The following is a 25,559-nucleotide window of genomic DNA, read 5'->3' as shown; positions in this document are numbered from 1 at the left end:
ACCCCCCGACATGCGTAAGCCTCCCCGGCTCTACTTCTCGTTCCGCAGCCCGCGCAGCTGGCTCGCCGTACGTCAGCTCACGGAACGCTGGCCCGAAGCGCCGGACGCCATCACCTTCGTGCCGCACTGGGTGCCGGAGGACGGGCTGCGCACCGCGTTGGCCGAGGCGGACTCAAGCTTCCTGGACACCCCGATCAGCCGCGCGAAGCACGAGTACCTGCTGACCGACACCAACCGGCTGGTGCACCGGCTCGGGTACCGGATGGTGTGGCCAGCCGACATGGACGTCGACTGGGCGGTGCCCCACCTGGCCTGGCTGTACGCCCGCCAGCAGGGGCGCGGCTGGGACTTCTACCAGGCGGCGGTCCGCGCCCGGTGGGAGCAGGGCGAGAACATCAGCGACCCGGGCGTGCTGGCCGGCCTGGCCATTGAGGCGGGGATCGATCCGGCCGGGGCGATCGGCGCCGCGGCCGACCCGACCCTGCGCGAGGCGGCGGTGCAGGCCCTGGCCGGCGCGTACGACGACGACATCTTCGCGGTGCCGTACTTCATCGTGGGCCGGCACCGGTTCTGGGGCCTGGAGCGGCTGGACGGCTTCCTCGACGCCCTGCACGCCGCGGGGGTACGCCGGTGACCGTGCTGGCCCCGGCCCAGCCGGCCGCGACCGGCGGCGGCCGCACCGTGCTGCTCGGCACGGTCTCCTCCGACGCGCACACCTGGAACCTGGTCTACCTGCAACTGCTGCTCGAGGAGGCCGGGCACCGGGTGATCAACCTGGGTGCCTGCGTGCCGGAGGAGCTGTTCGCCGCCGAGTGCCACCGGAGCAACCCCGACCTGGTGGTGGTCTCCAGCGTCAACGGGCACGGCTGCACCGACGGCAAACGGCTGGCCGCCGTGCTGCGCGCCGACCCGGCCCTGGCCGACGTGCCGATCGTCATCGGCGGCAAGCTGGGCGTCGACGGCAGCCTGACCGGGGCACAGGTCGCCGAGCTGTTCGCCGCCGGCTACACGGCCGTCTTCGACGACGGCGCCGACCGGGACCGCTTCCTGGACTACCTCGGCCGGCTCGAACTCGTCGCGGCGGACCGGCCGGCATGACCGAGCGGAGCGCCGCCGGGGTGCCGCGCGGCCCGTTCGCCGCGGCCGTCGCCGCCGCCCGGGCGCGGGGCGAGCTGGTCGTGCAGCCCCGGATGGGCTTCGGCGACCCGGCCGCCATGCGGGCCGGGCTGGACGCCGTGGCGCGGGCCCGGGCGGCGACCGCGGCCACCGTCACGCTGGACAGCTACACCCGGGTCGGTGACCACGCGGCCGCCCGGCGCGCGCTGGCCGACGGATCACCCCTGAACGGGTATCCGATCGTCGACCACCCCCCGGAGGTGACCCGCTGGGTGCTCGCCGCCGCGCACCGGCACGACGTGCCGGTGCAGGTGCGGCACGGCTCGGCGCGGCCCGAGCAGATCTTCGCCGCCCTGCTGCGGACCGGGGTGGACGCGACCGAGGGTGGCCCCGTCTCGTACTGCCTGCCCTACAGCCGGGTGCCGCTGCGGGACGCGGTGGACAGCTGGGCGCGCTGCTGCGCCGGCTACACCCGGCTGCGGGACCTTGGCGTCGAACCGCACCTGGAGAGCTTCGGTGGCTGCCTGCTCGGGCAGCTCTGCCCGCCCAGCCTGCTGCTCGCCGTGACCGTGCTGGAGGGCATGTTCTTCCGGCAGCACGGGCTGCGCAGCGTCTCGCTGAGCTACGCCCAGCAGACCTCGCCCGAGCAGGACGAGGAGGCGCTGGCCGCGCTGCGCCGGCTGATCGCCGAACTGCTGCCCGACCTGGACAGCCACGTGGTGCTCTACACCTACATGGGGGTCTATCCACGGACCACCGAGGGGGCGCTGCGGCTGCTCGGCACCGCCGCCCGGCTGGCGGTACGCGGCGGAGCGGCCCGCCTGATCGTGAAGACCCCGGCCGAGGCGCACCGCATCCCGACGGTCGAGGAGAACGTGGCCGCGCTGGAGCACGCCGCCCGGGCCGCCGCCGCCGAGCAGCCGGCCCCGGCCGAGGTACCGGACACCGGCATCTACGCCGAGGCGCGGACCCTGATCGAGGCGGTGCTGGAGCTCAGCGAGGACGTGGGCGTCGCCCTCCGCCGTGCCTTCGCCCGCGGCTACCTCGACATCCCGTACTGCCTGCACCCGGACAACGCCGGACAGGCCCGCGGCTACATCACCGACCGGGGCCGACTGGCGTGGTCCCGGGCCGGCCGGATGCCGGTGACCGTCGACCGGTCGGCCGCCGGGCGGCCGGTGGAGATGACCAGCGACGGGCTGCTCGCCGCGCTGTCGTACGTGGCCGGCCGGTACGACTCGGTCCCGCCGCCGGTGGCCGGGCCCGGGCCCACCCCGGCCCTGCCGGCCACGGAGTTCATCCGTCAGCGGGCTCAGCAACCGGCCGTACCATGACCGTCCATGACCCGCTCCACACCGATCGCGCCTCCCGCCACGCCGCTGACTGACGGCACGGTCGCCCTGCGGCCACGGCGGGAGTCCGACGTCGAGGCGATCGCCGCGGCCAGCCACGATCCGGAGATCCGCCGCTGGCTGGACGACGAGCCGATGGACGCGCAGGCGCGCCGTGACTTCGTGGCGCGGGGCGCGGAGATGTGGCGCAGCGGGAAGGCCGCCCCGCTGGTGATCGCGGACGCGGTGACCGACGAACCGGTCGGGAGCATCAACCTGCAGTTCCGCAGCGACGCGGTGGCCACCGTGGCGTACGGGGTGTTCCCGCAGTGCCGGGGGCGGGGTGTCGCGCCCCGGGCGGTCCGGCTGCTGGCCCGTTGGGCGCTCGCCGACCTCGGCCTGGAGCAGGTGATCCTGGAGGCGGACGAGGCGAACACGGCCTCGATCCGGGTCGCGGAGAAGTGCGGGTTCCAGCCGGCCGGCACCCGCACCGAGCCGGCGGGCGACGGCGGCGAGCGGACCGTCGTCGTCTTCGCGCTCGGCGACTCCGGCGGGCCAGGCTGACGCCGGCCGGGCTCGTCAGGGCTGCGGGGCGGTGTCGCGCCGGACCCGGTAGCGCAGTCCGTCGGCCGAGCACCACGGCGCCCGTGTTCGCCATCGTCCCGCGGGGATCTCCGCGTCCACCTCGTTGGACGAGGCGTTGAAGATCCACTCGTGCAGGCGCAGCCCGCCCACGCCCATCGGGTGCTCCACGTCGACGTCGGGGCCGGCCATGAAGCCGTCCAGCGACATCGTCACATCCAGCAGCACGCTCATGGCAGCCCTTCCTTGCTGGACGCGGCGCCGTCCGGGTAACAGCATGTGGTGGACACCGTACCGATCGCAGCGGCGGGCGGCGGCACGGGCGGCAGTGCGCCCGTCACGTCCCCGTGGTTCGGCCTGGTGGCCGGGACGGCGGGTGGCGTGGCGCACGGCGTGGGCCGCCTGGCCGGCCGCTCAGACGGCGCCGGCGGGGCGGTGGTCGGTTGCGCCACGCTTTGGAGCTGATGGCGCAGACGATTCAGTCGGCGTCGCCGTCAGCGACCGCCGGTCGGTCCGTCGGCGTCGCCCATGAGGGAGGAGAGGCACGACCCGCACCCTGCAACGAGCCAGAACGACGCTCAAGGCCGCACGGCCGTGAGGCCGAGCTCGTTGCCGGCGGCGGGACCGCGCGGACGGGATGGCTTCGCCCTCGCGAGGCCGGGCGGCTGAGTCGTTTGCGCCATCAGCTCCAAAGGCGTCGCCACAGTGACGCCCGCCCGGCGGGCTGGCCCGGGTGAAGGCCACCCGGCGCCCCGACCGATCGACCCCTCTGGCGCCTACGACGGGCAGCCGCCTCGGGCAGGCCGGGCCGGCAGCAATTCGACGCGAGGGGACGCGGTCAGCGGGACCGGCCTCGGGGGAGCGGGTTGATGTTGCCGAGCCAGTCGACCACCTCGTCCTGCAGCGGCGACACCACGGCGTACGCCGCGTTGTACCGGCGGGGCGCCTGGTCGTCGGGTTGGAGGTGGGCCTGTTCGCGCCAGGTCACGGCCACGTCGGCCAGTTCGTCGGCCACGTCCTGCACCCGTTGGGCGAGCCGGGCGTTCTGTTCTGCGACCAGCGCCGCGGCGAGCCGTAGCTGGAAGTTGAGCACGGCCACCGCTTCGTAGTCCTCCCGCCAGGGCCGGTTGTCGGGCACGCCGACGAAGGTGTGGATGCTCGCCTCGATCGCCTCGATCAGCTTCTGCCGGGCCTCCTGCCGGCGGGTGAGCAGGCGGGTGCCGGCGTTGGTGCGGTTGACCACGGCGAAGCTGACCACGGCCGCGACCGCGCCGGTGATCGCGCCGCTGAGCAGACCTTGGAGGAGGTTCGGCCAGCCACCGGCGACGGTGTCGAACCAGGTGGGCGGGACGGCGGTGAGCATGCGGCGACCCTACCGGCCGCGCCCGACCTTGATCAGGTCGGTGGACGCCCGCCGGGCCCCGGGCGGACCGGACCTGCCGGCCCTGCTCAGTCGAGCGCGGGCGGGGTCGGCGGCACGGCCAGGGCCAGCGTGAGGTCGAGGACGGTGGCCGGGTGGTGGAGTCGCTCCCCGTACAGCTCGCGCAGCTTGCCCATTCGGTAGCGGACGGTCTGCGGGTGCACGAAGAGGTCGGCTGCCACGTCGTCGCGCCGGCCCTGGTGCAGCAGCCAGGAGCGCAGCGTCTCGGCGAGCCGGTGCGCGGTGGCCGGGGGCAGCGCGGCCAGCGGGCGCAGTGCCTGCGTGCGCAGGTCCGCCAGCCCCTCCGGGTCCATGCTGAGCAGCAGTTCGGCCAGGTGCTGTTCGGTGTCGACCGGGCCGGCGTCCGGCTCGCCGAGGCCGAGGGCGAGCGCCCGGGTGGCCCGCTGGTAGGAGGCGGCGACCCGGTGCCAGGGCCGGGCCGGCCCGAGCACCGCCCGGTGGCCGGGCAGCAGCCGGGCGAGCTGGCGGCGTCGGCCGCCGTGCATGTCCGGCACCAGCAGCACGGCCAGTTCCTCGGCCGGGTCCATCCCGGGCAGGTCCTCGCCGCTCTCGAGGGTGTGCGGGCTGAGCAGGGCGAGCACCGCGCGCAGGTCGCGGCGGGGCAGCAGGACGACGGTGAGGGTCTGCGGCAGCGGCCAGTCGGCCCGCTCGGCGCTGCGGCGCAGGATCTCCTCCGGCTCTCCGGCCAGGAGTTGCTGGGTGAGGCGTTCCAGGTTGCGGCGGCGGGCCCGGCCGGCGCTGGCCAGTTCGTCGGCGTGCCCGGCCACGCTGGCCGCCGACAGCTCGTCGATGTACGCGAACATCAGCTCGGCGAACTCGGCCACCGTCTCGGCGGCCAGCCCGCTGCGTACGGTGGTGGCGGACACCTCCCGCCAGGCCACCCGGGCGCCCACCCGGTACGCGGCCAGCAGCGCGTCCATGCTCCGCCCGGAGCGGGCCTCGCCGCTGCCCAGCGCGTACGCGGCTTCCAGCGCGGGGGCGAGTGGGGTGCTCGGGTCGGCGGCCTGCGCCCCCTCGATGAGCTGCAGGAACGTGCCCAGCGCGATGCGTACCGCGTTTTCGATCTTCGCCCGCATCGTGCCGGTGAGGGCGCCGGAGTAGGCGGTCACCTCGGCGGTGATCGCGCTGACCGTCCGCTCGGCCACCACGGGCAGACGGTCGCGGAGTCGGGAGGCGACCCGTTCGTCCAGTTCGAGGTGGGTGGCGTGGCGCGCCTCGTCCGACATCTTGTTCACCCCGCACAAAAACCCGTGGTCAATTCACCTTTGTCGGACAAGATGTTATGCGATCGGGTAGCCACCCTGGTCACATGACCACAACCGCCCGCCCGAAGGCCAGCTTCCGGCACCGGCTGCTGCGGCTGGCCGAGACGGTCACCACCCCGCTGCTGCCGGCGGACTACCTCGACTTGGTCGCGCCGCTGCGGGCCGGCGCCGCCCTGCGCGGCCGGATCGTCGAGGTGCGTCCCGAGACCCCGGACGCGGCGACCGTGGTCATCCAGCCGGGCCGCGGCTGGCGTGGCCACCTGCCCGGACAGTACGTGCGCCTCGGGGTGGACGTCGACGGGGTGCGCCAGTGGCGGGCGTACTCGCTCACCTCGGTGCCGGGCGGCGCCGATCGCCGGATCACGGTCACCGTGAAGGCGATCCCGGACGGCAAGGTCAGCAACCATCTCGTCCGCCGGGCCAGGCCGGGCACGATCGTCCAGCTCGACCAGGCACAGGGCGACTTCGTGCAGCCCGCGGCGACCCCCGAGCGGGTCCTCTTCCTCACCGCCGGCAGTGGCATCACCCCGGTCATGGCGATGCTCCGCGCCGGCCTGCCGGCCCGGGCCGACATCGTGCTGGTGCACTCGGCGCCCCGCCGGGACGACGTCATCTTCGGCGCCGAACTGCGGGCGCTCGCCGCCACCGGCGCGCTGCGGCTCATCGAGCGGCACACCGACACCGACGGGCTGCTCGGCGTACCCGAGCTGGACGAGCTCGTGCCCGACCACGCCGAGCGGCAGACCTGGGCCTGCGGCCCGGTCGGCCTGCTCGACGCCGTCGAGCGGCACTGGGCCGACCGCGGCGTGGCCGACCGGCTGCACACCGAGCGGTTCCGGCCCACGGTGATCGCCCCCGGGGAGGGCGGGGCGGTGACCTTCACCGGCGCCGGCGTGACGGTCGAGGCGGACGGGGCCACCCCGATCCTCGACGCCGGTGAGAACGCGGGGGTGCTCATGCCGTCGGGCTGCCGGATGGGGATCTGCTTCGGCTGCGTGGTGCCGCTGCGCCAGGGCGCGGTCCGGGACCTGCGCAACGGCGACCTCACCACCGCCGTCCCCGGCGACGGCGTGCTCATCCAGACCTGCGTGTCGGCGGCCGCCGGTACCTGCGACATCGAACTCTGACAGGAGGCCCCCGACGTGACCGCGATCCAGAAGAAGGCCGTCAACCCGATCGCCCACCTCACCGCCGAGGACATCGAGATCCTCGGCAAGGAGCTGGACGCCATCCGGGACCGGGTGATCGCCGACCGGGGGGAGCGGGACGCGCAGTACATCCGGAAGGTCATCAAGACCCAGCGGACGTTGGAAATCAGCAGCCGGGCGGTGCTGCTCTTCTCGCTGTTCCCGCCGGCCTGGATCCTCGGCACCGCCGGCCTCGCCGTCGCCAAGATCCTGGACAACATGGAGATCGGCCACAACGTCCTGCACGGCCAGTGGGACTGGATGCGCGACCCCAAGATCCACTCGACCACCTGGGAGTGGGACCACGTCACCCCGGCCGAGCAGTGGAAGCACTCGCACAACGAGCTGCACCACCGGTACACCAACGTGCTCGGCAAGGACAACGACCTCGGCTACGGCATCATGCGGGTCGACGAGGACCAGCCGTGGAGCAAGGGCCACCTGGGTCAGCCGTTCTACAACCTCATCAACGCCTGCTTCTTCGAGTACGGCATCGCCGCGTACGACCTGGAGCTGGGGAAGAACCTGCGCGACGGCGGGCACAAGAGCCCCGAGTTCCGGGCTCGGGCCCGGGCGGTCGGCCGCAAGATCCGCCGCCAGGTGCTCAAGGACTACCTGGTGCACCCGCTGCTGTCCGGCCCATCGTTCCTGAGCACCTTGGCCGCCACGTTCACCGCGAACCTGATCCGCAACGTGTGGAGCCACTCGGTGATCATGTGTGGCCACTTCCCCAGTGGGGTGGAGACCTTCGAGAAGACCTCCATCGAGGGCGAGACGAAGGGCGAGTGGTACCTGCGGCAGATGCTCGGCTCGGCCAACATCAGCGGCAGCCGGCTGCTGCACATCATGACCGGCAACCTCTCGCACCAGATCGAGCACCACCTCTTCCCCGACCTGCCGAGCAACCGCTACGGAGAGATCGCCCCCCAGGTCCGGGCGCTGTTCGACCGGTACGGGCTGAAGTACACCACCGGGTCGATGCCCAAGCAGGTGGCCTCCGCGTGGTGGAAGGTCATCCGGCTGTCGTTCCCCAACCGGCGCCGCAAGAGTGTCGAGCCCGTGGTGCCGGCACCGCTCGTCTCCGCCAGCGCCTGACGAGTCAGTCTGACGGCGTCACGACCCGACCCGCGTAGCGCCGGCGGGACGGCCGGAGCGCGCCTCGTCGTACAGCTCTTCCAGCAGCCGGGTCTGCCGGTGCAGGTCGAAGTGCGCCTCGACGTGCGTGCGGGCGGCGGCGCCGAGGCGGGTCCGCAGCGCCTCGTCGCCGAGCAGCGTGTCGAGGTGCGCGGCGAGCGCGGTCTGGTCCCGTTCGGCGCTGAGCAGCCCGGTCACGCCGTGCCGCACCGCCTCCGGGATGCCACTGTGGTAGGTCGCCACCGCCGGCAGGCCGGCGCTGCCCGCCTCCAGGATGGTGGTGGGCAGCCCCTCGCAGTCGCCGTCCGGGGCGGTCCGCGACGGCGCCGCCAGGATCCGCGACTCGGCGAGGTGACGGCGGACCACCTCGGGGCTCTGCGCGCCGAGGAAGGTGGCGTCCAGGCCGAGTTCGGCGGCCCGGCGCCGGACCGGCGCCTCGAGCGGCCCGCTGCCCACGAGGAGCAGCCGGGGCCGGCGCGCGGCGGGCAGCATCCCCACCGCCTCCACCAGGTCGTCGACGCCCTTCTTGGCCACGAACCGGCCGACGAAGATGACGTCCCACCGCTTCGGCGCCGCCGCCGGCGGGGGCGGGATCGGCACGCCGATGTGGTGCACCCGGACCTTCGCCGGGTCGGCGCCGAGGACGACCGCGCGGTCGCGGATGAACTCCGACACCGCGATGACCAGCGCCGCCCGGTCGAACGCCTGGCGCAGGTGGCGCCGGTTGCGGGCGCCGCGCGCCCCGGGCAGCGCGGGCTGCCGGGTCACGTCCTGCCCGTGCAGGGTCACCACCAGGGGTACGCCGAGCCGCCGCGTGCTGCCGCTGACCAGCCAGCCGTCGCCGCCGAAGTGGGCGTGCACCAGATCCGGCGCGAGTCGCGCCAGCGCCGCGTCGAGCCGGGCCGACCGGCCGGTGAGCTTGAGCCGCAGCAGTTCGGCCCGGCCGCGCGGGTCGTCCGGAAACGCGATGGCGTCGCTGTCCCGGGCCAGCGGGGAAGCCACCTTGACCGCGCCCAGGTAGTGGGGCGCCCAGCGGGTCAGCGCGTCACCCTGGTTGCGGACGAAGGTCTCCGACCCGGGCAGCAGGTGGCTGCGCCAGATCACCGCCCTGGACTGGGACATGACCGCGACCCTACTGCCGTCCGCCGCCACCGGACCCGGCCACCGGCTCCGGTTGGCCGACCACTGACGGCGTCGGCTCGGCGTGGCCGGCGCGCGGGCCGGGCACCCCGCTGTCCGGGCTCTGCGACGCCGGCTGCGCGGTGCGGCGACGGTTGAGCACCCGGTCGCGCAGCTGGTGCCGCAGGTCCGGCGGGATCAGCCAGATCTGCAGGTAGGTCACGTAGTCGATGAGGCTCGGGCGGCCGTGCCGGCGGGCCTCGGCGAGCAGCAGCCGGAACACCCGGAAGCTGCGGGTGGTCGCCGCCATCGAGCTGATCACGCTCATCGCCAGGGCCGCGTACGCCCGCGGGGTGAGCAGCGGACGGATCTCCTGGAGCCATTCGAACTGGGCCGCCCACGGCGACTGCAGGCTGATCCGCGGCCGGTCCTCGTCCTGGTGCCAGACGACCAGCGCCTCCTCGGTCATGACGAGGTCGACGTCCGGGTGGCTGACCGCCCGCAGGGTCCAGTCCAGCTCCTGCTGCCGGCGCAGGCCGACGGTGAACGGGACCCGGCGCAGCAGCTCGGTCGGCGCCATGATGGTCGAGGTCTGGATGAACCCGTCGCCGTGGAACAGCCCGCGCCGCACGGTGAGGTACTCGCTGATCGGCTCGCCCGGTTCGGGCAGCCGGCGGGGCAGCACGAACTCGGCCCGCGGGGTCCGGTTGACCAGCCGGCTGGCCACCACCGGCAGGGGCGCCTCGGCGCTGCGGGCCGCCGCCAGCTGCACCGCCAGCTTCTCCGGCAGCCACTCGTCGTCGTCGTCCAGGAAGGCGGTCCACTCCGCCCGAGCCTCCCGCGCCCCGACGTTGCGGGCGTTCGGGGCGCCGCCGCGCTCGGCCAGCGGCACCACCCGCAGCCGGTCGTCCGGCACCGCGGCGAGGGCCTGCAGGGTCGCCTCGTCGGCGCCGTCGACCACGACGATGACCTCGATGGTGTCGACGGTCTGGGCCAGTGCGCTGCGGACGGCGCGGAGCACCAGGTCCGGCCGGTCGCAGGTGGGAATGACCACGCTGACGTCAGGTGTACGGGTCATGAATACCTGCCCACTCGTACGTGACTTCGAGATGTATTCGCCGCCGTCGAACCAGGCGGGGTCGGTGAATTCGCGGGACTGGTGCGCCCCGAATGGTCCTGAGCACGCTAATTGGCGCTACCTGTGCACCGGGTTAACAACGAGTGCCAATCGGCTTCCGAAACGAACTATCTTTGATGTCTTCCCAGGTGAAAGCCCTACGGATTGGCCGGCACGGCGACGGTTGCATCGCAATTCGACCGGCCCCGGCCCGTCGCCTTGCCGGGCGTCGAACCTGCCGTACACTCGCCGGGCACCGGCCGGACGGAGAATGGGAGCGATCGTTCATGCAGCTCGACGTCGCAGCGCCGTCCGCCCCCCGGGGCCGGGTGGTCATGCTCGTCGACAACGCCGTCGAGGGAGACTCCCGGGTGCAGAAGGCCGCCCGGTCGGCGGCCGACGCGGGCTGGGACGTGACCCTGCTCGGCTGTGCCCGAACCGACGGCGAGCGGGACTGGCGGCTCGGCCGGGCGCACGTCCGGGTGCTGCCGATGGGCGGGCCGACCGGCGGCCCGACCGGCCCCCGGGGGCTGCGCCAGCGGCTGGTCAGCCGCGGCGGGCTCCCCCTGCGCGCCGCCCGGCTGGCCCGCCGGCCGGTCGAGCACGGCCAGGTCCTGCTTTGGCGGACGCTGCAGGGCGATCGGGCCTGGCGGCGGCTGGAGCCCGGCCTCTGGGGGTACGAGCGGCTCTTCGGCCCGGTCATCGACGAGCTGCGGCCTGACCTGATCCACGCGCACGACTTCCGGATGCTCGGGGTGGCCGCCCGCGCCGTGCTGCGCGCCCGGGCCGCCGGCCGCCCGGCGAAGCTGGTCTGGGACGCGCACGAGTGGCTCCCCGGCGCTAAGCCCCGGCGGGACAACGTCCGCTGGCTCCCCGCCCACCTGGCGTACGTGCGGGAGTACGTCGGGCACGCCGACGCGGTGGTCACCGTCTCGGACGCGCTCGCCGAGCTGCTGCAGCGCGACCATGGTCTGACCGAGCGCCCGACCGTGCTGCTCAACGCGCCGGCGACCGCCGACGAGCCGGCCGGCGACACCGAGCCCGCCCCTGACCTGCGGCGGCTCTGCGGCGTCGACCGGGACACCCCGCTGCTCGTCTACAGCGGCGCCATGGCCGTGCAGCGCGGCCTGGACACCGTGGTCGACGGGCTGCCCCGGCTGCCCGGCGTGCACCTGGCGCTGGTCGTGGGCGATCCCACGGCGGCGTACCTGCGCCAGCTCGCGGCCCGGGCCGCCCGGCTCGGCGTGGCCGACCGGGTGCACCCGGTGCCGTACGTGCCGCACCGGCAGTTGGTGGCGTTCCTGAGCGGCGCCGACGTGGGGCTGATCCCGCTGCACCACTGGCCGAACCACGAGATCGCTTTGATCACCAAGTTCTTCGAGTACTCGCACGCCCGGCTGCCGATCGTGGTCAGCGACGTGCGGACGATGGCCGACACGGTGCGGGCCACCGGCCAGGGCGAGGTGTTCCGGGCCCGCGATGCCGCCGACCTGGTCCGCGCCGTCCGCGCCGTGCTCGCCGACCCGGACCGCTACCGGGCCGCCTACGCGGGGCCGGACTCGCCGCTGCCCGGCTGGACCTGGGAGGCGCAGGCGCAGAAGCTGGACGCCCTCTACCGGCGGCTGCTGTCCCCCGAGGAGTCGACGGTGGAGGCACAGGCGCGGTGAACGCCCCCGACGTGAGCGTGGTGGTGGCGGTCTACAACACCATGCCGTACCTGACCCGCTGCCTGGACTCGCTGGTGGCGCAGACGATCGGCCCGGACCGGCTGCAGATCGTCGCGGTGGACGACGGGTCGACCGACGCCAGCGGCGCCGAGCTGGACCGGTACGCCGCCGGCCATCCCGGCCTGTTCACCGTCATCCACCAGGCCAACTCCGGCGGCCCCGCCGCCCCGTTCAACCGGGGCCTGGACGCGGCCACCGGCCGGTACGTCTTCTTCGTCGGCGCCGACGACCACCTCGGCCCCGACGCCCTGCGCCGGCTGGTCGAGGCGGCCGACGCGTGGGAATCCGACGTCGTGCTGGGCCGGGTGGTGGGGGTCAACAGCCGCCACATCTACCAGGACATCTTCGCCCGTACCCAGGTCGATGTTGACCTGTTCGACTCGCCGCTGCCGCGCTCGCTGGCCAACACCAAGCTGTTCCGGCGGGAGCTGCTGGAGAAGTACGGCATCCGCTACCGGGAGGACCTGCCGCTCGGCAGCGACCTGCCGTTCACGCTGGAGGCCTGCTACCGGGCCCGGCGCATCTCGGTGCTGGCCGACTACGACTTCTACTACGCGGTCCGCCGGCACAGCGCCACCAACATCACCTACCTGAGCCGGCACGCCGATCGGCTGCGCACGGTCGAGGCGACCACCGCCTTCGTCGCCGAGCTGATTCCGGCCGGCCGGCAGCGCGACGCCGTCCTCGCCCGCCGCTTCGACCACGAGATCGCCAAGCTGCTGGAGGACGACCTCCTCGGCCTCGACCGGGAGACCCAGCAGCTCGTGCACGACGGCATCGGCCGGCTGGTCCGCGCCCACCTCACCGAGGGGATCGCCGCCCAGCTCAACGCCGAGACCCGGATCCGGCTGGCGCTGACCCGTGACGGGGCGCTCGACGACCTGCTCGCGGTGATCCGGCAGGACGCGCGGGCCGGCGTGCCGGCGACCGTCGTCGAGGGCGACCGGCGGTACGCCGCCTATCCCGGCTTCCGCGACCCGGCCCGCGGCCTGCCGGACGCCTGCTTCGACGTGACCACCGTTCCGGACTGGTGCGCCAAGCTCGACGCGACGGCGCTGGCCTGGGAGACCGACGAGCGCGGCGAGAAGGTGCTGACCGTCACCGCGGTCAGCCCGGTGCCGGACCTGGCGGCGGCGGGCGCGGAGCCGGTGACGGTCAGCGCCGAGGAGATCCCGGGCGAGGTCACCACGGTCGACCAGGGCGCGCGGGGCACCACGCTGCGGATCCGGTTCCGCGCCACCGACCTGCTCGCCGGCACCGGGTCGACCGGGCAGCGGCGGGCGGTCTCCGCCCAGGCCGGCGGCTTCGACCCGGGTCGGGCGGCGGGCGCGGCGACGGCCACCGGCGCGGCCGGCTCGGCCGCCGTGCGCGCTCCCCGGGTACGCGCGACGGCGCCGCTGGTACGGCGGCGCGGCGCCCGGCTGTTTGTGGTCACGCCGGTGCTCGACGCGTCCGGCCGGCTGATGATCTCGGTGGTGCCGGTGACCGTCGCCCGGGTGGCCGCGCAGCTACGCCGGACCCTGCGCCGCGGCCGCTGACGCCCGCCCCGCCGGGTAAATCCGCTGGGCGGCGGCGTTCTCACTGAGCTACCGTCGGGGCATGCAGATCAGGCGCACCACCGTCGCGGCCGCGCGAGCTTCCCGCTCGCCGGTTGCCGCCGCCTGACCGACTCTTTCTCGCCGGCGACCGGAAACGGTCCGCCGGCGTCGTCGTGTCACGCCACCGCCCGCGCGGCGGACCCTTCCGGTCGCTCCGACCCGGAAGGCCCATGCCATGACACCCGACGAGATCGTCCGCATCTTCCTCGACCACTACCACCGCCGAGAGCACCGGGACGCGCCGGAGAGTTCCCTGATCCCGCCGCTGGGCGACCCGGTGCTGTTCACCACCTCCGGCATGCACCCGCTCACCCCGTACCTCCTGGGCCGGCCCCACCCGGGCGGCCGGCGGCTGGTCGACGTGCAGCGCTGCCTGCGCACCACCGACCTGGACGAGGTCGGCGACCGCACCCACCTGACCGTCTTCGACATGCTCGGCTCCTGGTCGCTCGGCGACTACGACATCGCGACCAGCCTCCGCTGGGGGCACGAGCTGCTCACCGGGGGCTTCGGCGTCGATCCCGGACGGCTGCACGCGACCGTCTTCGGCGGCGACGAGCAGGTCGGGCCGGACGAGACGGCCTGGGCGACCTGGACGGAGCTGGGCGTACCGGTCGAGGCGACCGGCGTGGACAACTGGTGGGACAACGGCCCGACCGGCCCGTGCGGGCCCGACTCGGAGATCTTCGTGTGGACCGGCGACGGGCCACCCACCGGCACGCCGAGCACCGACGAACGGTGGTTGGAGGTCTGGAACCACGTCCAGATGCGCTACCACCGGCACGACGACGGCGGGCTGACCCCACTGCCGACGTCCAGCATCGACACCGGGATGGGACTGGAACGCCTGGAGATGGTGCTGCGCGGCCACCTGTCGGTCTTCGCGGGCGACGGGCTGCGCCCGTGGATCGACGCGGTCCGCGACCGGTGGCCGCTGGACGGGCCGGAACTGCGGATCGTCGCCGACCACCTGCGCTCCACCGTGGTCGTGCTCGGCGACGGCGTACGACCCGGGAACACCGGGCGCGGGTACGTGCTGCGCCGGCTCATCCGGCGGGCGCTCACCGTGCTGTGGCGGGACGACCCGAGGCGCGGCCTGACCGAACTGCCCGTCGAGGCGTACGCGGACACGCTGCGCCGGTTCCGGCAGCGGGCGGAGGTGGAGCCGCTGCGCGCGGTGCTTCTCGACGAGGAGCGGCGCTTCCGTGGGCTGCTGCGCCGGGGTCGCCCGCTGGTCGACCGGCTCCGCGGGCGCGGGCCGCTGACCGAGCGCGACTACCACTGGCTGCACGACACGCACGGGCTGCCCCGCGACCTGGTCGACGGCCTGCTCACCGAGACCGGCTGACCCGGGCAAAGGACACAGGAAGATAACTCAGGGTTCACGGCCAGCGAAGATCGTTAGCCTCGATGGCTGACCGGACGATGTCGTCTGGAGTTAGGTGGAGGATGGATGAACCTTCGGCGGAAGGTGGTGTCGCCGGTCGCGGCGGCCGGCGCGCTGGCCATCATCACGAGCCTCACCGCGGGCGCCCTGCCCGCGGCGGCACAGGCCGCTCCGGCGGCTGCGGCAGCTGATGCCCCGATCACCCATGAGGAGAATCCGCGGGTTCCCGTGGGGGCGGCGTGGACGGAGGCGTACTTCCCGTCCTCGGACGGGAGTGACGTCGAGCTGCACGCCGACGTCCTGCGCCCGGCAAACCTGCCGGCGGACGCGAAGACACCGGTGATCCTGTCGGTGGGTCCGTACTTCTCGCACGCGGGGCAGACCAGCCCCGAGGGATGGGACCGGGTTGGGCCGTCGGCGCGCTTCCAGGACTTCATCGACGGCGCCCGGCTCATGGAGCGCGGATACACCGTCGTGATGGTCGACCTGCGGGGCTTCGGTGGCAGCACCGGGTGCCTGGACTTCCTCGGCCCCGGGGAACAGGCCGACATCAAGGCGGCCGTCGAGTGGGCGGCGAGCCAGCCGTGGTCGACCGGCAAGGTGGGCATGTACGGCAAGTCGTACGACGCCAACACCGGGCTGGCGGCCAACACCCTCAAGCTCAAGCCGCTGCAGGCGATCGTCTCCCAGGAGCCGACGTGGAACAGGTACAACTACCTGTTCAGCAACGGGGTGCCGCGTTCCAACGCGACCAGCACGCCGCGGAGCTACTACTCGATCGCGACGATGGCCCCGCTTGCCGATGACAGCGACCACTACAAGGCGAATGCGGCGTACGAGAAGAGCCACCCCGAGTGCGAGAGTGACAACCTCACCAACACCCAGAACCCCGACCCGAAGTCGTCGTTCTGGCGGGCCCGTGACTTCGCCTCCCGCGCCGCCGGGTCCCAGACGCCGCTGTTCGTCACGTCGGGCTTCATCGAGGACAACACCAAGCCCGAGGAGATGCAGAAGTACCTGGCCAACCATCAGGGTCCGGAACGCGGTTGGCTCGGCCCGTGGGAGCACGTGCGCGGTAACGAGACCAACGCCAAGGGCCAGCTCAAGATGGGACGGGCGGGCTGGTTCGACGAGGTGATGCGGTTCTACGACCAGCACCTGCGCGGCATCGAGCCGTCGGTGACCGACCCGGCGTTCTCCATCGAGGACAGCCTCGGCCACTGGCGCGCCCAGCCGACCTGGCCGGTGACCAACGACGCGTACAAGGTGCGGCTGTCGCCCGGGCAGTACGTCGACAACGGCAGCAACGCGCAGGTGGCCGCCCGGTCGATGACGACGCCGCAGGCCCCGGGCTGGGACATCGAGTACGCGCCGGAGGCCGGCTCGCTGACAACTGACCAGACGACGCTGCTCAGCGCCGACGCGCCCGGCAACAGCTACTGGTCCTGGTCCACGCCCGCCGCCGAGCAGGTGCGGATCACGGGCAGCCCGCAGATCAGGCTGATGACCAGGGGCCAGGGCAACGTCTGGGTACGGCTGTGGGACGTCGCTCCGGACGGCAAGGCGACGATGTTCAACGAGAACGTCGCAGTGCTGGACCACAGCGGATCGACCTCGTTCGAGCTGAAGGCGACGGACTGGACCTTCCAGCCGGGGCACCAGCTGGGGGTCCAGATCGGGACCATCGCCTCGAGGGGCTGGCGGGCCGTACCCTCGGGTGAGACGGTCACCGTCACCGACGCGCACCTCGCCGTCGAGGTGCAGGACCCGCGGTTCGACTCGCCGACCCAGGGTGACCGCTCGCCGTACCTGGACACGTACGTGAGGGCGAACAGCACCACGCTCAACGACGTCGGCACCGGCACCTTCCCGCTGGGCGTCTCAAAGCAGGGATGACCAGACGGCTGCCCGGCACCCGCACAGGCGGGTGCCGGGCAGCCGCCCGTTCCAGCCGTGCGACTCGCCGAGGCGACGCGGGAGGCAGCGGAAAGTGCGTTGGGCGCCGCGATCCGTCACGATGACCTCCGAGAGACCTTCGCCGGGCCGCGCCGCGCCGGCCCGACGACGGTCCGGCCGGAAGGAGACCTGTGTCGTCCTCGTCCACCCTGTTGTCCCGCCGCGACCTGGCGTTCCTGCTCTACGACTGGCTGGACGTGGCTCGGCTGATCGAGCGGCCCCGCTACGCCGAGCACTCCCGGGAGACCTTCGACGCGGCGCTGGACCTCTCCGCCCGCGTCGCCGCCGAACAGTTCGCCACCCACAACAAGGCCGCCGACGCCACCGAACCCACCTTCGACGGGCGCCGGGTGCACACCATCCCGCAGGTCAAGGCCGCCCTGGACGTCTTCGCCCAGACCGGGCTGCTGGCCGCCACCATGGACACCTCGATCGGCGGCATGCAGCTGCCGCACGCGGTCGCCGCCGCCTGCTTCGCCTGGTTCCAGGCTGCCAACATCAGCACCGCCGCGTACCCGTTCCTCACCCTCGGCAACGCCAACCTGCTGCTCACCCACGGCAGCGCCGAGCAGATCGACACCTGGGTCCGGCCCATGGTCGAGGGCCGGTTCTTCGGCACAATGTGCCTGTCCGAGCCGCAGGCCGGCAGCTCCCTCGCGGACATCACCACCCGTGCCGAGCCGCAGGACGACGGGACGTACCGGCTGGTCGGGACCAAGATGTGGATCTCCGGCGGGGACCACGAGCTGGCCGAGAACATTGTCCATCTGGTCCTCGCGCGGATCCCCGGCGGGCCGCCCGGGGTGAAGGGACTCTCGCTGTTCATCGTGCCGAAGGTGCTCCTCGACGCCGACGGCACGCTCGGCCCGCGCAACGACGTGGTGCTGATCGGGCTCAACCACAAGCTGGGCTACCGAGGCACTGCCAACACGTTGCTCAACTTCGGTGAGGGGGTGCACCGGCCGTACGGGCGACCCGGAGCGGTCGGCTACCTGATCGGCGAGCCGCACCAGGGGCTCGCGCAGATGTTCCACATGATGAACGAGGCGCGGATCGGTGTCGGCGCCGGTGCCACCGCCCTCGGCTACACCGGCTACCTCAAGTCCATGCAGTACGCCCGCCAGCGCCCCCAGGGCCGGCCGGTCGCCGACAAGGACCCGACCGCGCCGCAGGTGCCGATCGTGGCGCACGCCGACGTCCGGCGGATGCTGCTGGCGCAGAAGAGCTACGTGGAGGGCGCTCTCGCACTGATCCTCTACTGCGGCCGGCTGCTCGACGAGGAGAAGACCGCCCCCGCCGAGGCCGACCGGAGCCGGGCCCACCTGCTGCTGGAGCTGCTCACGCCGATCGCCAAGAGCTGGCCGTCGCAATGGTGCCTGGCCGCCAACGACCTGGCGATCCAGGTGCACGGCGGCTACGGCTACACCCGGGACTACGACGTCGAGCAGCACTGGCGGGACAACCGGCTCAACGCGATCCACGAGGGGACCCACGGCATCCAGGCGCTGGACCTGCTCGGCCGGAAGGTCACCATGCGCGACGGTGCCGGGCTGGAGCTGCTGCTGGAGACGATGCGGGCGACGGTGACGCGGGCCTGGAAGGCGGAGGGGGAGGCGGCCGAGCTGGCCGGGCAGCTCGGGGCGGCGGTTGATCGGATCGCGGTGGTGACGCGGCGGCTGTGGGGGACCGGAGATCCGGAGCGGGCGCTGGCCAATGCCTCGCTTTATCTGGAGGCGGTCGGGCATGTGGTGATCGCGTGGATGTGGTTGGAGCAGTTGCTTGCTGTGGAGGCGTTGGGGGGCCGGGAAGGGGCGGACGGCGACTTTCTCGCGGGGAAGCGGCAGGCGGCGCGGTACTTCTTCCGGTACGAGCTGCCGCGGACGGGGGCGCAGTTCGACCTGCTGGAAGGCCTGGACCGGACCACGTTGGACACGCGGGAGGCCTGGTTCTGACCTTCGGCGAAGGACGCTGACGGACAGCAGTTGTGATTGTCGGCCGCGATCGTGAACGCTGCTGTGGTGGAGAACATCGAGAGGTTACTGGCCGCTGTCGCAGCGTGGGCTCGGCAGCGACCCGACATCCATGCCGCGCTGGTGGTCGGGTCTCACGCCCGTGTCGAGGTTCCCGCGGACCAGTGGTCTGACATCGACATCGTCCTGATGGTCGACAATCCAATGGCCTACGCGGCCGATGCCAGCTGGGTGGCAGCTTTCGGTCGACCGTTGCTGACTTTTACCGAACCCACTGCGATCGGCGGATTCGTCGAGCGCCGGGTGCTCTTCGACACTGGGCAGGACGTCGACTTCGCGCTGTTGCCGGCAGGCGCGGCGCAGCAGATCGCTACCCACCCTGAGATCGCCCAAGCGCTCGGCCGGGGGTTCCGGGTGCTGGTCGACAAGCTCAACCTCGGCGAGACGCTCCCGCCAAGCGGTGCATCGATGCCGCCGGCTCAGCCGGATGCCGCTGCCTTCGGGCACCTGACCCACGACTTCTGGTATCACGCACTGTGGACCGCCAAGAAGCTACGACGCGGCGAGGTCTGGGTCGCCAAGCAGAGCTGCGACTGCTATCTCAAGGCGTTGCTGGTCAGGCTGCTCGCGTGGCATACGCAGGCATCGCATCCGCTGGTCGACACGTGGCATGAAGGGCGCTTCCTGGAGCGGTGGGCTGACAAGCGAACGCTCCTGGATCTCCGCAGCACTTTTGCCAGCTACGACCCCATCGACGTCGCCCGTGCCCTGTGGGCGACTGCCGACATGTTTGAACGACTTGAGCGCGAGTGCGCCGAGCGTCTCGGGCTCGAGCTGACCGTTGCCCATGACGAGATCCGGGAGCACCTGCGGGCAGTACTCGCGTAGACCGTGATGCAGCCCAGGCGGTGTACCGTCCGAGTGGCGGCTCGTCAGGGCGTGTTTGGCAAGCAGTCCCAGTCGTCCACCTGGGAAGCAGGCGAAGGTATGGCTAGGCAGACAGACACGATCGGTGCCCGGATCCGGTACTGGAGGATGCGCCGTAGCGGGATGAGCCAAGCCGTCCTCGCTGGACTCGCGGGCGTCAGCCAGTCGTACATCTCGCAGGTCGAGTCCGGTCGCAAGACCGTTGACCGTCGGTCCACCCTGGTGGCCATCGCCGCCGCGCTGCAGGTCACGGTGGCTGACCTGCTCGGTCAGGGCACCGAACCCGGCGACCCGGCGCGGGAGCGTGCCGCCGAGTGCGTACCGGCGATCTGGTCCGCGCTGATCGAGATCGAGGATGGCGAGCGCAGGCCGTTGACCCGGACGAGGGATGAGCTGGCCGCCGACATCGCCCGCAGCGACCAGCTGCGCAACCGCTCGAACTATCCGGCGATGGCCCGGTTGCTTCCGGACCTTCTGCTGGACGCCGCCGCCGTCGGTGGGACCGTGCTCGCGCAGGTGGCGTACCAGGCTTCGACATGCCTGCGGCACCTCGGCTACCGGCACCTGGCGCTAAACGCCGCGCGGGTCGCGGTGGCCGCCGCTGAGGACGTCGAGGAGCCGGCCTGGCTGGGGGCGTCGCGGTTCGCGTACGCGCAGAGCCTGCCGATCGAGTCCGCGCCGCTGGCCGCCCGGTCCGCCGATCGGTCGCTGGCTGAGCTTCAGGCCGCTGCCAGCGACGAGCGGGTCCGGCAGATGCTTGGCCAGTTGCACCTCTCGGCCGCGCTGGCCTCGACGGTGAGCGGGCAACCGGACGTCGCTCGCGACCACCTGGCCGAGGCGGCTCGTGAGGCGGCGATCCTCGGGGATCCGCCGGACGGTGCCGGGTTCAACGGCTGTGGGTTCGGGCCGACGAACGTGGGGCTGTGGGAGATGTCCATCGCGGCGGAGCTGGGTGAGTCCGGCCGGGTGGTCGAGCTGTCTCGGACGGTACGGCCACAGGTCCTCGCGGCGTCGAACCGCCAGATGTCGTATTGGCTCGACCTCGGCCGGGCGCTGGCCGAGTCCGGCCGCCGGGACGCCGAAGCGCTGGTGGCGTTCGTGCGGGCGGAGCAGGCCGCGCCGGTGCCGTTCGCGCTGAACCCCCTTGCCCAGGACACCGTCGTGGCGATGGCACAGCGGGTGAGGCGGCGAGCTGTCCCTAACGAACTCCGATTGCTGGCCGGCCGGTTGGGCATCAGCCTGGCGCCATAACCAGCGGTAATTAGGTCATCACCAGTCCGCCCTAGTGTCCGGTTCGGGTGAGGCACTCGCCTCCCTTGGCCGGGTGCGGCGCAGTCACGTTCTCTCACGGGCTGACCGTCGCGCCCCTACCAGTGGAGGTGGGGATGGGTGGCCGGGACGACGCCGCCAGGCAGAGCAGGGGCGAGCAGATCCAGGCGGCCGAGCGGGAGGCGGCGAAGCGGCGGCTCCTTGCTCTGGCCGAGGGGGATCGGATGCCGGTCGAGGAGATCACCCGGGCGGTGCCGGAGCGGCGGTGGCGCCGCTCCATGTGTGATGACCTCTCGGCACCACGCAGACAACGCGTCGCATACGAGGAATACCTGCTCGCCGTGGCGCTTACCCTCGCTCGGCGCCATCGGCCGGTCTGGTCCTGGCGGAGGTGGCGGCGGGTCTGTCGCTGCGGCGCCGACCTGCCCTGTCACACCCGGCACCGGATTCCGATCCACCGGGGTCGCTGGCCGCAGGGAGAAGCCGAGTGAACGACGACCACGAGCAGGTGATCCTTGCCGTGCACGTGCGTGGGCTCGACGGGATGTGCGTCGGGTGCCGGGCGTGGTGGTCGCGGTTGACTCCGTACCCGTGCTGGCAGGTGGAGTGGGCGACCAGCCGGCAGGCTCGGGCCGTCACCGCGCGTTTCCTGGGGGTTCGCGGGTGACCACCCACGGGCCGGTGCTGCCGATCTGGACCTGCGGCGGCTGTGGTGCAGCGTGGCCGTGCGCGACCCGGCGGCGCGAGTTGCGGGCGGAGTTCGAGGATGCCCCGGTCTCGCTGGCGCTCTACATGGGGGCGCAGCTGGTCCGCGCCACCGCGGATCTGAGCTGGGCGCCCGCCGGCACGCTGCATCGGCGCTTCCTCGGCTGGCTGCGGTGAGCATTCGGCGGCCGGGCGACGAGAGGTCCCACTAGCTCGTGACGAGAAGGTTCTTGTGGTGGCTCCACAGCCACTGTAGGTACTGCTGCACTTCCTCCGGCGTGGCGACCCAACCGTTGTCCATGTAGTCGAGGATGCGTTTGATCTCGCCGGGTACGAGGTCGTAGGCGGTCGCTCCGGTTTCCGGGACGGGTGTGTCAGGGGAGACGGCCACGGGGAGCGGGATCATGGGGAGGCGAGATCCAGCCCTGGTGAAGGCCTTGAGAACCGTGAGGTAGACGCGGGTCAGGTGGTACGGGGAGACAGCGAGCGCGAGGCTGGTGATGCCGCGGGCTTGGACCTGGTTGACGATCCACGCGGCCTGCAAGCCGGTGTTGGGGGCGGGCTCGGCTTGGAGGTGGACACCATTGGTGCGACGAAGGCCGAGACTCCGCAGGTAGTCGAGCGTGATCTCGACGTAGGTCTCCTCATCCGGGTTTCCGTTCGCCACCAAGAGGTGGCGGAGGGTCGGGTTCGCCTCCCAGCTGCGGACCGCATGAGTGAGACGCCAGTCTTCGCCCTGACCGGTGACCACCACGAGCGCGTCGACGTGGTCGGCAGCCGACTGGGGCAGCGTCAGGATCACCGTGAGGGCTTTCATGACCTCCAGAAACTGGCCGGCGGTGAAGCCGGCCAGATCCTCTTCCGCCACAACCCGAGGGGCCGCCTTGTGGGGATTCATCGGACTGTCCCGCCCGCGTCGCCGTGCGAGCCGGTGCGCAAGGGCAGGGACGCCAGATCGTCGGAGATCATGCCTGCGATCCTTCCAGCCTTCAATCGAGCCATGGGCCCCAACCACTTCCAATGCGGCAGAGGGATCGCGTTGACGTGCAGGGCCGGGGCGAGACACAACGGTCGTATGACGCCGGAAGCGACCTACAACCCTGGTCGTAGGTCACCGCAACGCTGGCACGACGACCCGTGGCCATGCCGGTACATACGCTGCCGCCTGTACCCGTCATGCGAGCGAAGGGATCTCCGATGTCCGTCCGCCACCTGCTTGCCGCCGCCAGCGCCGCCCTGCTCGGGGCAGTTGGGCTTGCCGAACCGGCGGCCGCGCACGTCTCAGTCCAGCCGGCCGCCGTCAGTGCCTACACCCTGAGCGCCGGGCGGATCGGGGCCATCGTGGCCGCCCTGCTGGCGTTGACCGGCGTGGTCCTCGGTGGGCTGGCCATGGCCCGCTCCGCCGGTCGGATCGGCGGCGGCAGCGGGCGACGCGGGGCCATCGGGGCCCTGGCGTTGGGCCTGACCGGCATGGTCATCGGTGGGCTGGTCGTGGCCACCGCCGACGGTGGTCTCGGCACCGGCAACGGGCTCGGCGGGGGCGTGGTGGCCCTGGTGGTGGGGCTGATCGGCGTGGCCCTCGGTGGGCTGACTCTGGCGCGCTCCCGCCGCATCGGCTGACCCGCAATACCGGGTTCGCCGACCGCCCGCACCGTCCCGCACCGTGCTGACCAGCCCGGCGGCACGCAGCCTGCCGCCGTGACGCCGGGCGGGTCAGCGGCGGTCAGCTCTGCTTCGTCTCCCAGAAGATCTTCGAGATCTCCTCGATCTTCGCGAGCAACTGCTCGGCCACGGCCGGGTCCGGGGAACCCTTCGCGCCGCCGGCGCCGGCCAGCTTGGTCGCCTCGTTGAACAGGCTGTGCAGCTGCGGGTACTTCTCGAAGTGCGGGGCCTTGAAGTAGTCGGTCCACAGCACCCACAGGTGGTGCTTGACCAGCTCGGCCCGCTGCTCCTTGATGATCAGAGCCCGGGTACGAAACTCCGGGTCCTCGTTCGCCTGGTACTTCTCGGCGATCGCCTTGATCGACTCGGCCTCGATGCGCGCCTGCGCCGGGTCGTAGACCCCGCACGGCAGGTCGCAGTGAGCGCTCACCACGGTGCGCGGAGTGAACAAGCGTGACAGTCGCATGGGGGCTCCCTTTTCTCCGAGTGGTACCGCTGAACGCTAAAACCTCCACCCCACTTCAGGTCAACGCAAGATCAGCAGGACGTTCGTCACGTCACCATCGGCAGACCCGGCGCGGGCGGGGGAGATACCTTGAAGGATGCTGTGACCGTTGGGGCCGTTCGAAAACCCTGCTCAGGAGAGTGCATGGCATCGCGTACCGATCTCGTCGAAGATCTGATGAGCCGTTTCCCGCACGTGCCGCGCGAGGCGGTCATCAAGGAGGACCTGCTACGCGGCGGTCTGGCCTTCGACGACTCGGCCCTGACCGACAACGAGCACGGCGACGTCAAGCCGAAGTCGTACTTCATCTTCTCCTTCGACCACCGCACGCTGCCTGAGCTGGGCACTGCCGCGCTGCGTCGGCCGCCGGAGGAGATCGTGCTCACCGGCGGCCCTTACGGGCTGCGCCGCACCGTGGTCTCGGTCCGCACCAACCCCGGCTCGCCGTACCGGGTCAAGAGCGACGACGAGGGACGGCTGCGCCTGTTCCTCGACGACCGGCCGATCGCCGAGGTCGGGCTCCCGCCGATGCCGGACTACTACCGGCACACCCTCGCCAACGGCAAATCGGTCATGGAAGTCGCCCCGACCATCCAGTGGGGCTACCTGATCTATCTGACCGCCTTCCGGGTCTGCCAGTACTTCGGCGCCAAGGAGGAGTGCCAGTACTGCGACATCAACCACAACTGGCGCCAGCACAAGGCGGCCGGCCGCCCGTACACCGGGGTCAAGCCGGTCGACGAGGTCCTCGAGGCCCTGGCGATCATCGACAAGCACGACACCGAGAAGGCCTCCCAGGCGTACACCCTCACCGGCGGCAGCATCACCTCCCACGTCGGGGGACTGGCCGAAGCGGACTTCTACGGCCGGTACGCCCAGGCGATCGAGGAACGCTTCCCGGGCCGGTGGATCGGCAAGGTCGTCGCCCAGGCCCTGCCCCGCGCCGACGTGCAGCGCTTCCGCGACTACAGGATCCAGATCTACCACCCCAACTACGAGGTGTGGGACAAGCGGCTGTTCGAGCTCTACTGCCCCGGCAAGGAGCGCTACGTCGGCCGCGAGGAGTGGCACCGCCGCATCCTCGACTCCGCCGAGGTCTTCGGCCCGCGCAACGTCATCCCGAACTTCGTGGCGGGCGTCGAGATGGCCGCTCCGCACGGCTTCACGACCGTGGACGAGGCGATCGACTCCACCGCCGAGGGCCTGCAGTACTTCATGTCCCGCGGCATCACGCCGCGGTTCACCACCTGGTGCCCGGAGCCGACGACGCCGCTCGGCCGGACCAACCCGCAGGGCGCGCCGCTGGAATACCACGTCCGGTTGCTGGAGGTGTACCGGGCGGTGATGGAGGCCAACCTCCTGTCCAGCCCGCCCGGTTACGGCCCGGCCGGCCCCGGGCGAGCGGTCTTCTCGGTCAGCTCGTTCATGGACAGTCTCCCCGGCGAACCCGAAGCCGACCGAGCCTAGCCCGCGATCGGCTGGTGGCGGGCCAGCGTCGCCCGGCGGCCGCGCCCATGGGCCGTCGCCTGCTCACGGATGGGGACGGACGCGGTGGTCGCGA

24 protein-coding genes are annotated in these 25,559 nt (G+C 72.2%); 17 read left to right on the top strand and 7 right to left on the bottom strand.

Annotated elements, in window-relative coordinates:
• The first annotated feature begins 10 nt into the window (after positions 1-10).
• Genes ACFYML_RS14230 through ACFYML_RS14215 form a run of 4 tightly spaced genes read left to right on the top strand, consistent with a single transcriptional unit; the run spans position 11 to position 3,011 of the window.
• A complete protein-coding gene (locus ACFYML_RS14230; protein ID WP_387420996.1) occupies positions 11-634 on the top strand; it encodes a 2-hydroxychromene-2-carboxylate isomerase in 624 nt (207 codons plus the stop codon).
• Positions 631-1,098 (top strand): cobalamin B12-binding domain-containing protein, encoded by a 468-nt coding sequence (locus tag ACFYML_RS14225; protein WP_387420995.1) that lies wholly within the window; start codon positions 631-633, stop codon positions 1,096-1,098. Before ACFYML_RS14230 ends, ACFYML_RS14225 begins: the two co-directional genes overlap by 4 nt.
• Positions 1,095-2,450, top strand: coding sequence for a methylaspartate mutase (locus ACFYML_RS14220; RefSeq protein WP_387420994.1), 1,356 nt, complete (start codon positions 1,095-1,097; stop codon positions 2,448-2,450). The genes ACFYML_RS14225 and ACFYML_RS14220 overlap by 4 nt, the downstream gene beginning before the upstream one ends.
• A gap of 6 nt (positions 2,451-2,456) precedes the next feature.
• Complete coding sequence (locus ACFYML_RS14215) at positions 2,457-3,011, top strand: GNAT family N-acetyltransferase (RefSeq protein WP_387420993.1); 555 nt, start codon at positions 2,457-2,459, stop codon at positions 3,009-3,011.
• 15 nt (positions 3,012-3,026) lie between these two features.
• Here ACFYML_RS14215 and ACFYML_RS14210 read toward each other — a convergent pair whose 3' ends face one another.
• The 3 genes from ACFYML_RS14210 to ACFYML_RS14200 form a co-directional block, all read right to left on the bottom strand.
• Positions 3,027-3,263, bottom strand: a complete 237-nt coding sequence (locus tag ACFYML_RS14210; protein ID WP_387420992.1) for a hypothetical protein — start codon at positions 3,261-3,263, stop codon at positions 3,027-3,029.
• A 604-nt stretch (positions 3,264-3,867) separates the two neighbouring features.
• Positions 3,868-4,392 carry a hypothetical protein gene (locus ACFYML_RS14205; protein WP_387420991.1) on the bottom strand — a complete coding sequence of 175 codons (525 nt, stop codon included), beginning with the start codon at positions 4,390-4,392 and terminating at the stop codon, positions 3,868-3,870.
• An 86-nt stretch (positions 4,393-4,478) separates the two neighbouring features.
• Positions 4,479-5,696 (bottom strand): PucR family transcriptional regulator, encoded by a 1,218-nt coding sequence (locus tag ACFYML_RS14200; protein ID WP_387420990.1) that lies wholly within the window; start codon positions 5,694-5,696, stop codon positions 4,479-4,481.
• Positions 5,697-5,779: 83 nt separating this feature from the next.
• Here ACFYML_RS14200 and ACFYML_RS14195 point away from each other — a divergent pair, with 83 nt between their 5' ends.
• Together ACFYML_RS14195 and ACFYML_RS14190 are read left to right on the top strand one after the other, a co-directional pair.
• Entirely contained in the window at positions 5,780-6,862 is a 1,083-nt protein-coding gene (locus ACFYML_RS14195; protein WP_387420989.1) for a ferredoxin reductase, read from the top strand.
• A 15-nt stretch (positions 6,863-6,877) separates the two neighbouring features.
• Entirely contained in the window at positions 6,878-8,017 is a 1,140-nt protein-coding gene (locus ACFYML_RS14190) for a fatty acid desaturase family protein (RefSeq protein ID WP_387420988.1), read from the top strand.
• A gap of 18 nt (positions 8,018-8,035) precedes the next feature.
• Here ACFYML_RS14190 and ACFYML_RS14185 read toward each other — a convergent pair whose 3' ends face one another.
• Both ACFYML_RS14185 and ACFYML_RS14180 read right to left on the bottom strand, forming a co-directional pair.
• A complete protein-coding gene (locus ACFYML_RS14185; protein WP_387420987.1) occupies positions 8,036-9,178 on the bottom strand; it encodes a glycosyltransferase in 1,143 nt (380 codons plus the stop codon).
• 10 nt (positions 9,179-9,188) lie between these two features.
• Complete coding sequence (locus tag ACFYML_RS14180) at positions 9,189-10,253, bottom strand: glycosyltransferase family 2 protein (protein WP_387420986.1); 1,065 nt, start codon at positions 10,251-10,253, stop codon at positions 9,189-9,191.
• A gap of 326 nt (positions 10,254-10,579) precedes the next feature.
• On the opposite strand from ACFYML_RS14180, the gene ACFYML_RS14175 reads away from it, so the two are divergent.
• The 9 genes from ACFYML_RS14175 (at position 10,580) to ACFYML_RS14135 (ending at position 22,008) form a co-directional block, all read left to right on the top strand.
• A complete protein-coding gene (locus ACFYML_RS14175) occupies positions 10,580-11,959 on the top strand; it encodes a glycosyltransferase (RefSeq protein WP_387420985.1) in 1,380 nt (459 codons plus the stop codon).
• Complete coding sequence (locus tag ACFYML_RS14170; RefSeq protein ID WP_387420984.1) at positions 11,956-13,557, top strand: glycosyltransferase family 2 protein; 1,602 nt, start codon at positions 11,956-11,958, stop codon at positions 13,555-13,557. Before ACFYML_RS14175 ends, ACFYML_RS14170 begins: the two co-directional genes overlap by 4 nt.
• A gap of 235 nt (positions 13,558-13,792) precedes the next feature.
• Positions 13,793-14,965: an alanine--tRNA ligase-related protein gene (locus tag ACFYML_RS14165; RefSeq protein WP_387420983.1), complete on the top strand. Its 1,173-nt coding sequence runs from the start codon at positions 13,793-13,795 to the stop codon at positions 14,963-14,965.
• A 105-nt stretch (positions 14,966-15,070) separates the two neighbouring features.
• Positions 15,071-16,900, top strand: a complete 1,830-nt coding sequence (locus ACFYML_RS14160) for a CocE/NonD family hydrolase (RefSeq protein ID WP_387420982.1) — start codon at positions 15,071-15,073, stop codon at positions 16,898-16,900.
• Between the two features lie 191 nt (positions 16,901-17,091).
• On the top strand, positions 17,092-18,912 hold the full coding sequence (locus ACFYML_RS14155; RefSeq protein WP_387420981.1) for an acyl-CoA dehydrogenase: 1,821 nt from the start codon (positions 17,092-17,094) through the stop codon (positions 18,910-18,912).
• A 66-nt stretch (positions 18,913-18,978) separates the two neighbouring features.
• Positions 18,979-19,818: an aminoglycoside 6-adenylyltransferase gene (locus ACFYML_RS14150; RefSeq protein WP_387420980.1), complete on the top strand. Its 840-nt coding sequence runs from the start codon at positions 18,979-18,981 to the stop codon at positions 19,816-19,818.
• A gap of 99 nt (positions 19,819-19,917) precedes the next feature.
• The gene (locus ACFYML_RS14145) at positions 19,918-21,108 is read left to right on the top strand and encodes a helix-turn-helix domain-containing protein (protein ID WP_387420979.1); all 1,191 of its coding nucleotides are present in this window, start codon (positions 19,918-19,920) and stop codon (positions 21,106-21,108) included.
• Between the two features lie 337 nt (positions 21,109-21,445).
• Complete coding sequence (locus ACFYML_RS14140; protein WP_387421061.1) at positions 21,446-21,793, top strand: hypothetical protein; 348 nt, start codon at positions 21,446-21,448, stop codon at positions 21,791-21,793.
• Positions 21,790-22,008, top strand: a complete 219-nt coding sequence (locus ACFYML_RS14135; RefSeq protein ID WP_387420978.1) for a hypothetical protein — start codon at positions 21,790-21,792, stop codon at positions 22,006-22,008. The genes ACFYML_RS14140 and ACFYML_RS14135 overlap by 4 nt, the downstream gene beginning before the upstream one ends.
• 31 nt (positions 22,009-22,039) lie before the next feature.
• Here the strand turns inward: ACFYML_RS14135 and ACFYML_RS14130 are convergent, their stop codons facing one another.
• Entirely contained in the window at positions 22,040-22,729 is a 690-nt protein-coding gene (locus tag ACFYML_RS14130) for a hypothetical protein (RefSeq protein WP_387420977.1), read from the bottom strand.
• Between the two features lie 299 nt (positions 22,730-23,028).
• Here ACFYML_RS14130 and ACFYML_RS14125 point away from each other — a divergent pair, with 299 nt between their 5' ends.
• Positions 23,029-23,451 carry a DUF6223 family protein gene (locus ACFYML_RS14125; RefSeq protein WP_387420976.1) on the top strand — a complete coding sequence of 141 codons (423 nt, stop codon included), beginning with the start codon at positions 23,029-23,031 and terminating at the stop codon, positions 23,449-23,451.
• Positions 23,452-23,554: 103 nt separating this feature from the next.
• Here ACFYML_RS14125 and sodN read toward each other — a convergent pair whose 3' ends face one another.
• Positions 23,555-23,959 (bottom strand): superoxide dismutase, Ni, encoded by a 405-nt coding sequence (gene sodN / locus ACFYML_RS14120; RefSeq protein WP_148798036.1) that lies wholly within the window; start codon positions 23,957-23,959, stop codon positions 23,555-23,557.
• Positions 23,960-24,142: 183 nt separating this feature from the next.
• On the opposite strand from sodN, the gene ACFYML_RS14115 reads away from it, so the two are divergent.
• Positions 24,143-25,465, top strand: a complete 1,323-nt coding sequence (locus tag ACFYML_RS14115; RefSeq protein ID WP_387420974.1) for a radical SAM protein — start codon at positions 24,143-24,145, stop codon at positions 25,463-25,465.
• The last annotated feature ends 94 nt before the right edge of the window (positions 25,466-25,559 follow it).

The organism is Micromonospora sp. NPDC007230, assembly GCF_042869115.1.
In the GTDB taxonomy this organism is placed as follows: domain Bacteria; phylum Actinomycetota; class Actinomycetes; order Mycobacteriales; family Micromonosporaceae; genus Micromonospora.
This window is presented reverse-complemented; position numbering and strand designations above follow the sequence as displayed.

Bases quoted from the DNA above. Each gene is read 5' to 3' on its own strand.
- ACFYML_RS14165 (WP_387420983.1), top strand. From the start codon at position 13,793: ATGACACCCGACGAGATCGTCCGCATCTTCCTCGACCACTACCACCGC.
- ACFYML_RS14145 (WP_387420979.1), top strand. From the start codon at position 19,918: ATGGCTAGGCAGACAGACACGATCGGTGCCCGGATCCGGTACTGGAGG.
- ACFYML_RS14230 (WP_387420996.1), top strand. From the start codon at position 11: ATGCGTAAGCCTCCCCGGCTCTACTTCTCGTTCCGCAGCCCGCGCAGC.
- ACFYML_RS14205 (WP_387420991.1), bottom strand. From the start codon at position 4,392: ATGCTCACCGCCGTCCCGCCCACCTGGTTCGACACCGTCGCCGGTGGC.
- ACFYML_RS14160 (WP_387420982.1), top strand. From the start codon at position 15,071: ATGAACCTTCGGCGGAAGGTGGTGTCGCCGGTCGCGGCGGCCGGCGCG.
- ACFYML_RS14180 (WP_387420986.1), bottom strand. From the start codon at position 10,253: ATGACCCGTACACCTGACGTCAGCGTGGTCATTCCCACCTGCGACCGG.
- sodN (WP_148798036.1), bottom strand. From the start codon at position 23,959: ATGCGACTGTCACGCTTGTTCACTCCGCGCACCGTGGTGAGCGCTCAC.
- ACFYML_RS14185 (WP_387420987.1), bottom strand. From the start codon at position 9,178: ATGTCCCAGTCCAGGGCGGTGATCTGGCGCAGCCACCTGCTGCCCGGG.
- ACFYML_RS14175 (WP_387420985.1), top strand. From the start codon at position 10,580: ATGCAGCTCGACGTCGCAGCGCCGTCCGCCCCCCGGGGCCGGGTGGTC.
- ACFYML_RS14210 (WP_387420992.1), bottom strand. From the start codon at position 3,263: ATGAGCGTGCTGCTGGATGTGACGATGTCGCTGGACGGCTTCATGGCC.
- ACFYML_RS14125 (WP_387420976.1), top strand. From the start codon at position 23,029: ATGTCCGTCCGCCACCTGCTTGCCGCCGCCAGCGCCGCCCTGCTCGGG.
- ACFYML_RS14215 (WP_387420993.1), top strand. From the start codon at position 2,457: ATGACCCGCTCCACACCGATCGCGCCTCCCGCCACGCCGCTGACTGAC.
- ACFYML_RS14220 (WP_387420994.1), top strand. From the start codon at position 1,095: ATGACCGAGCGGAGCGCCGCCGGGGTGCCGCGCGGCCCGTTCGCCGCG.
- ACFYML_RS14130 (WP_387420977.1), bottom strand. From the start codon at position 22,729: ATGAATCCCCACAAGGCGGCCCCTCGGGTTGTGGCGGAAGAGGATCTG.
- ACFYML_RS14200 (WP_387420990.1), bottom strand. From the start codon at position 5,696: ATGTCGGACGAGGCGCGCCACGCCACCCACCTCGAACTGGACGAACGG.
- ACFYML_RS14195 (WP_387420989.1), top strand. From the start codon at position 5,780: ATGACCACAACCGCCCGCCCGAAGGCCAGCTTCCGGCACCGGCTGCTG.
- ACFYML_RS14115 (WP_387420974.1), top strand. From the start codon at position 24,143: ATGGCATCGCGTACCGATCTCGTCGAAGATCTGATGAGCCGTTTCCCG.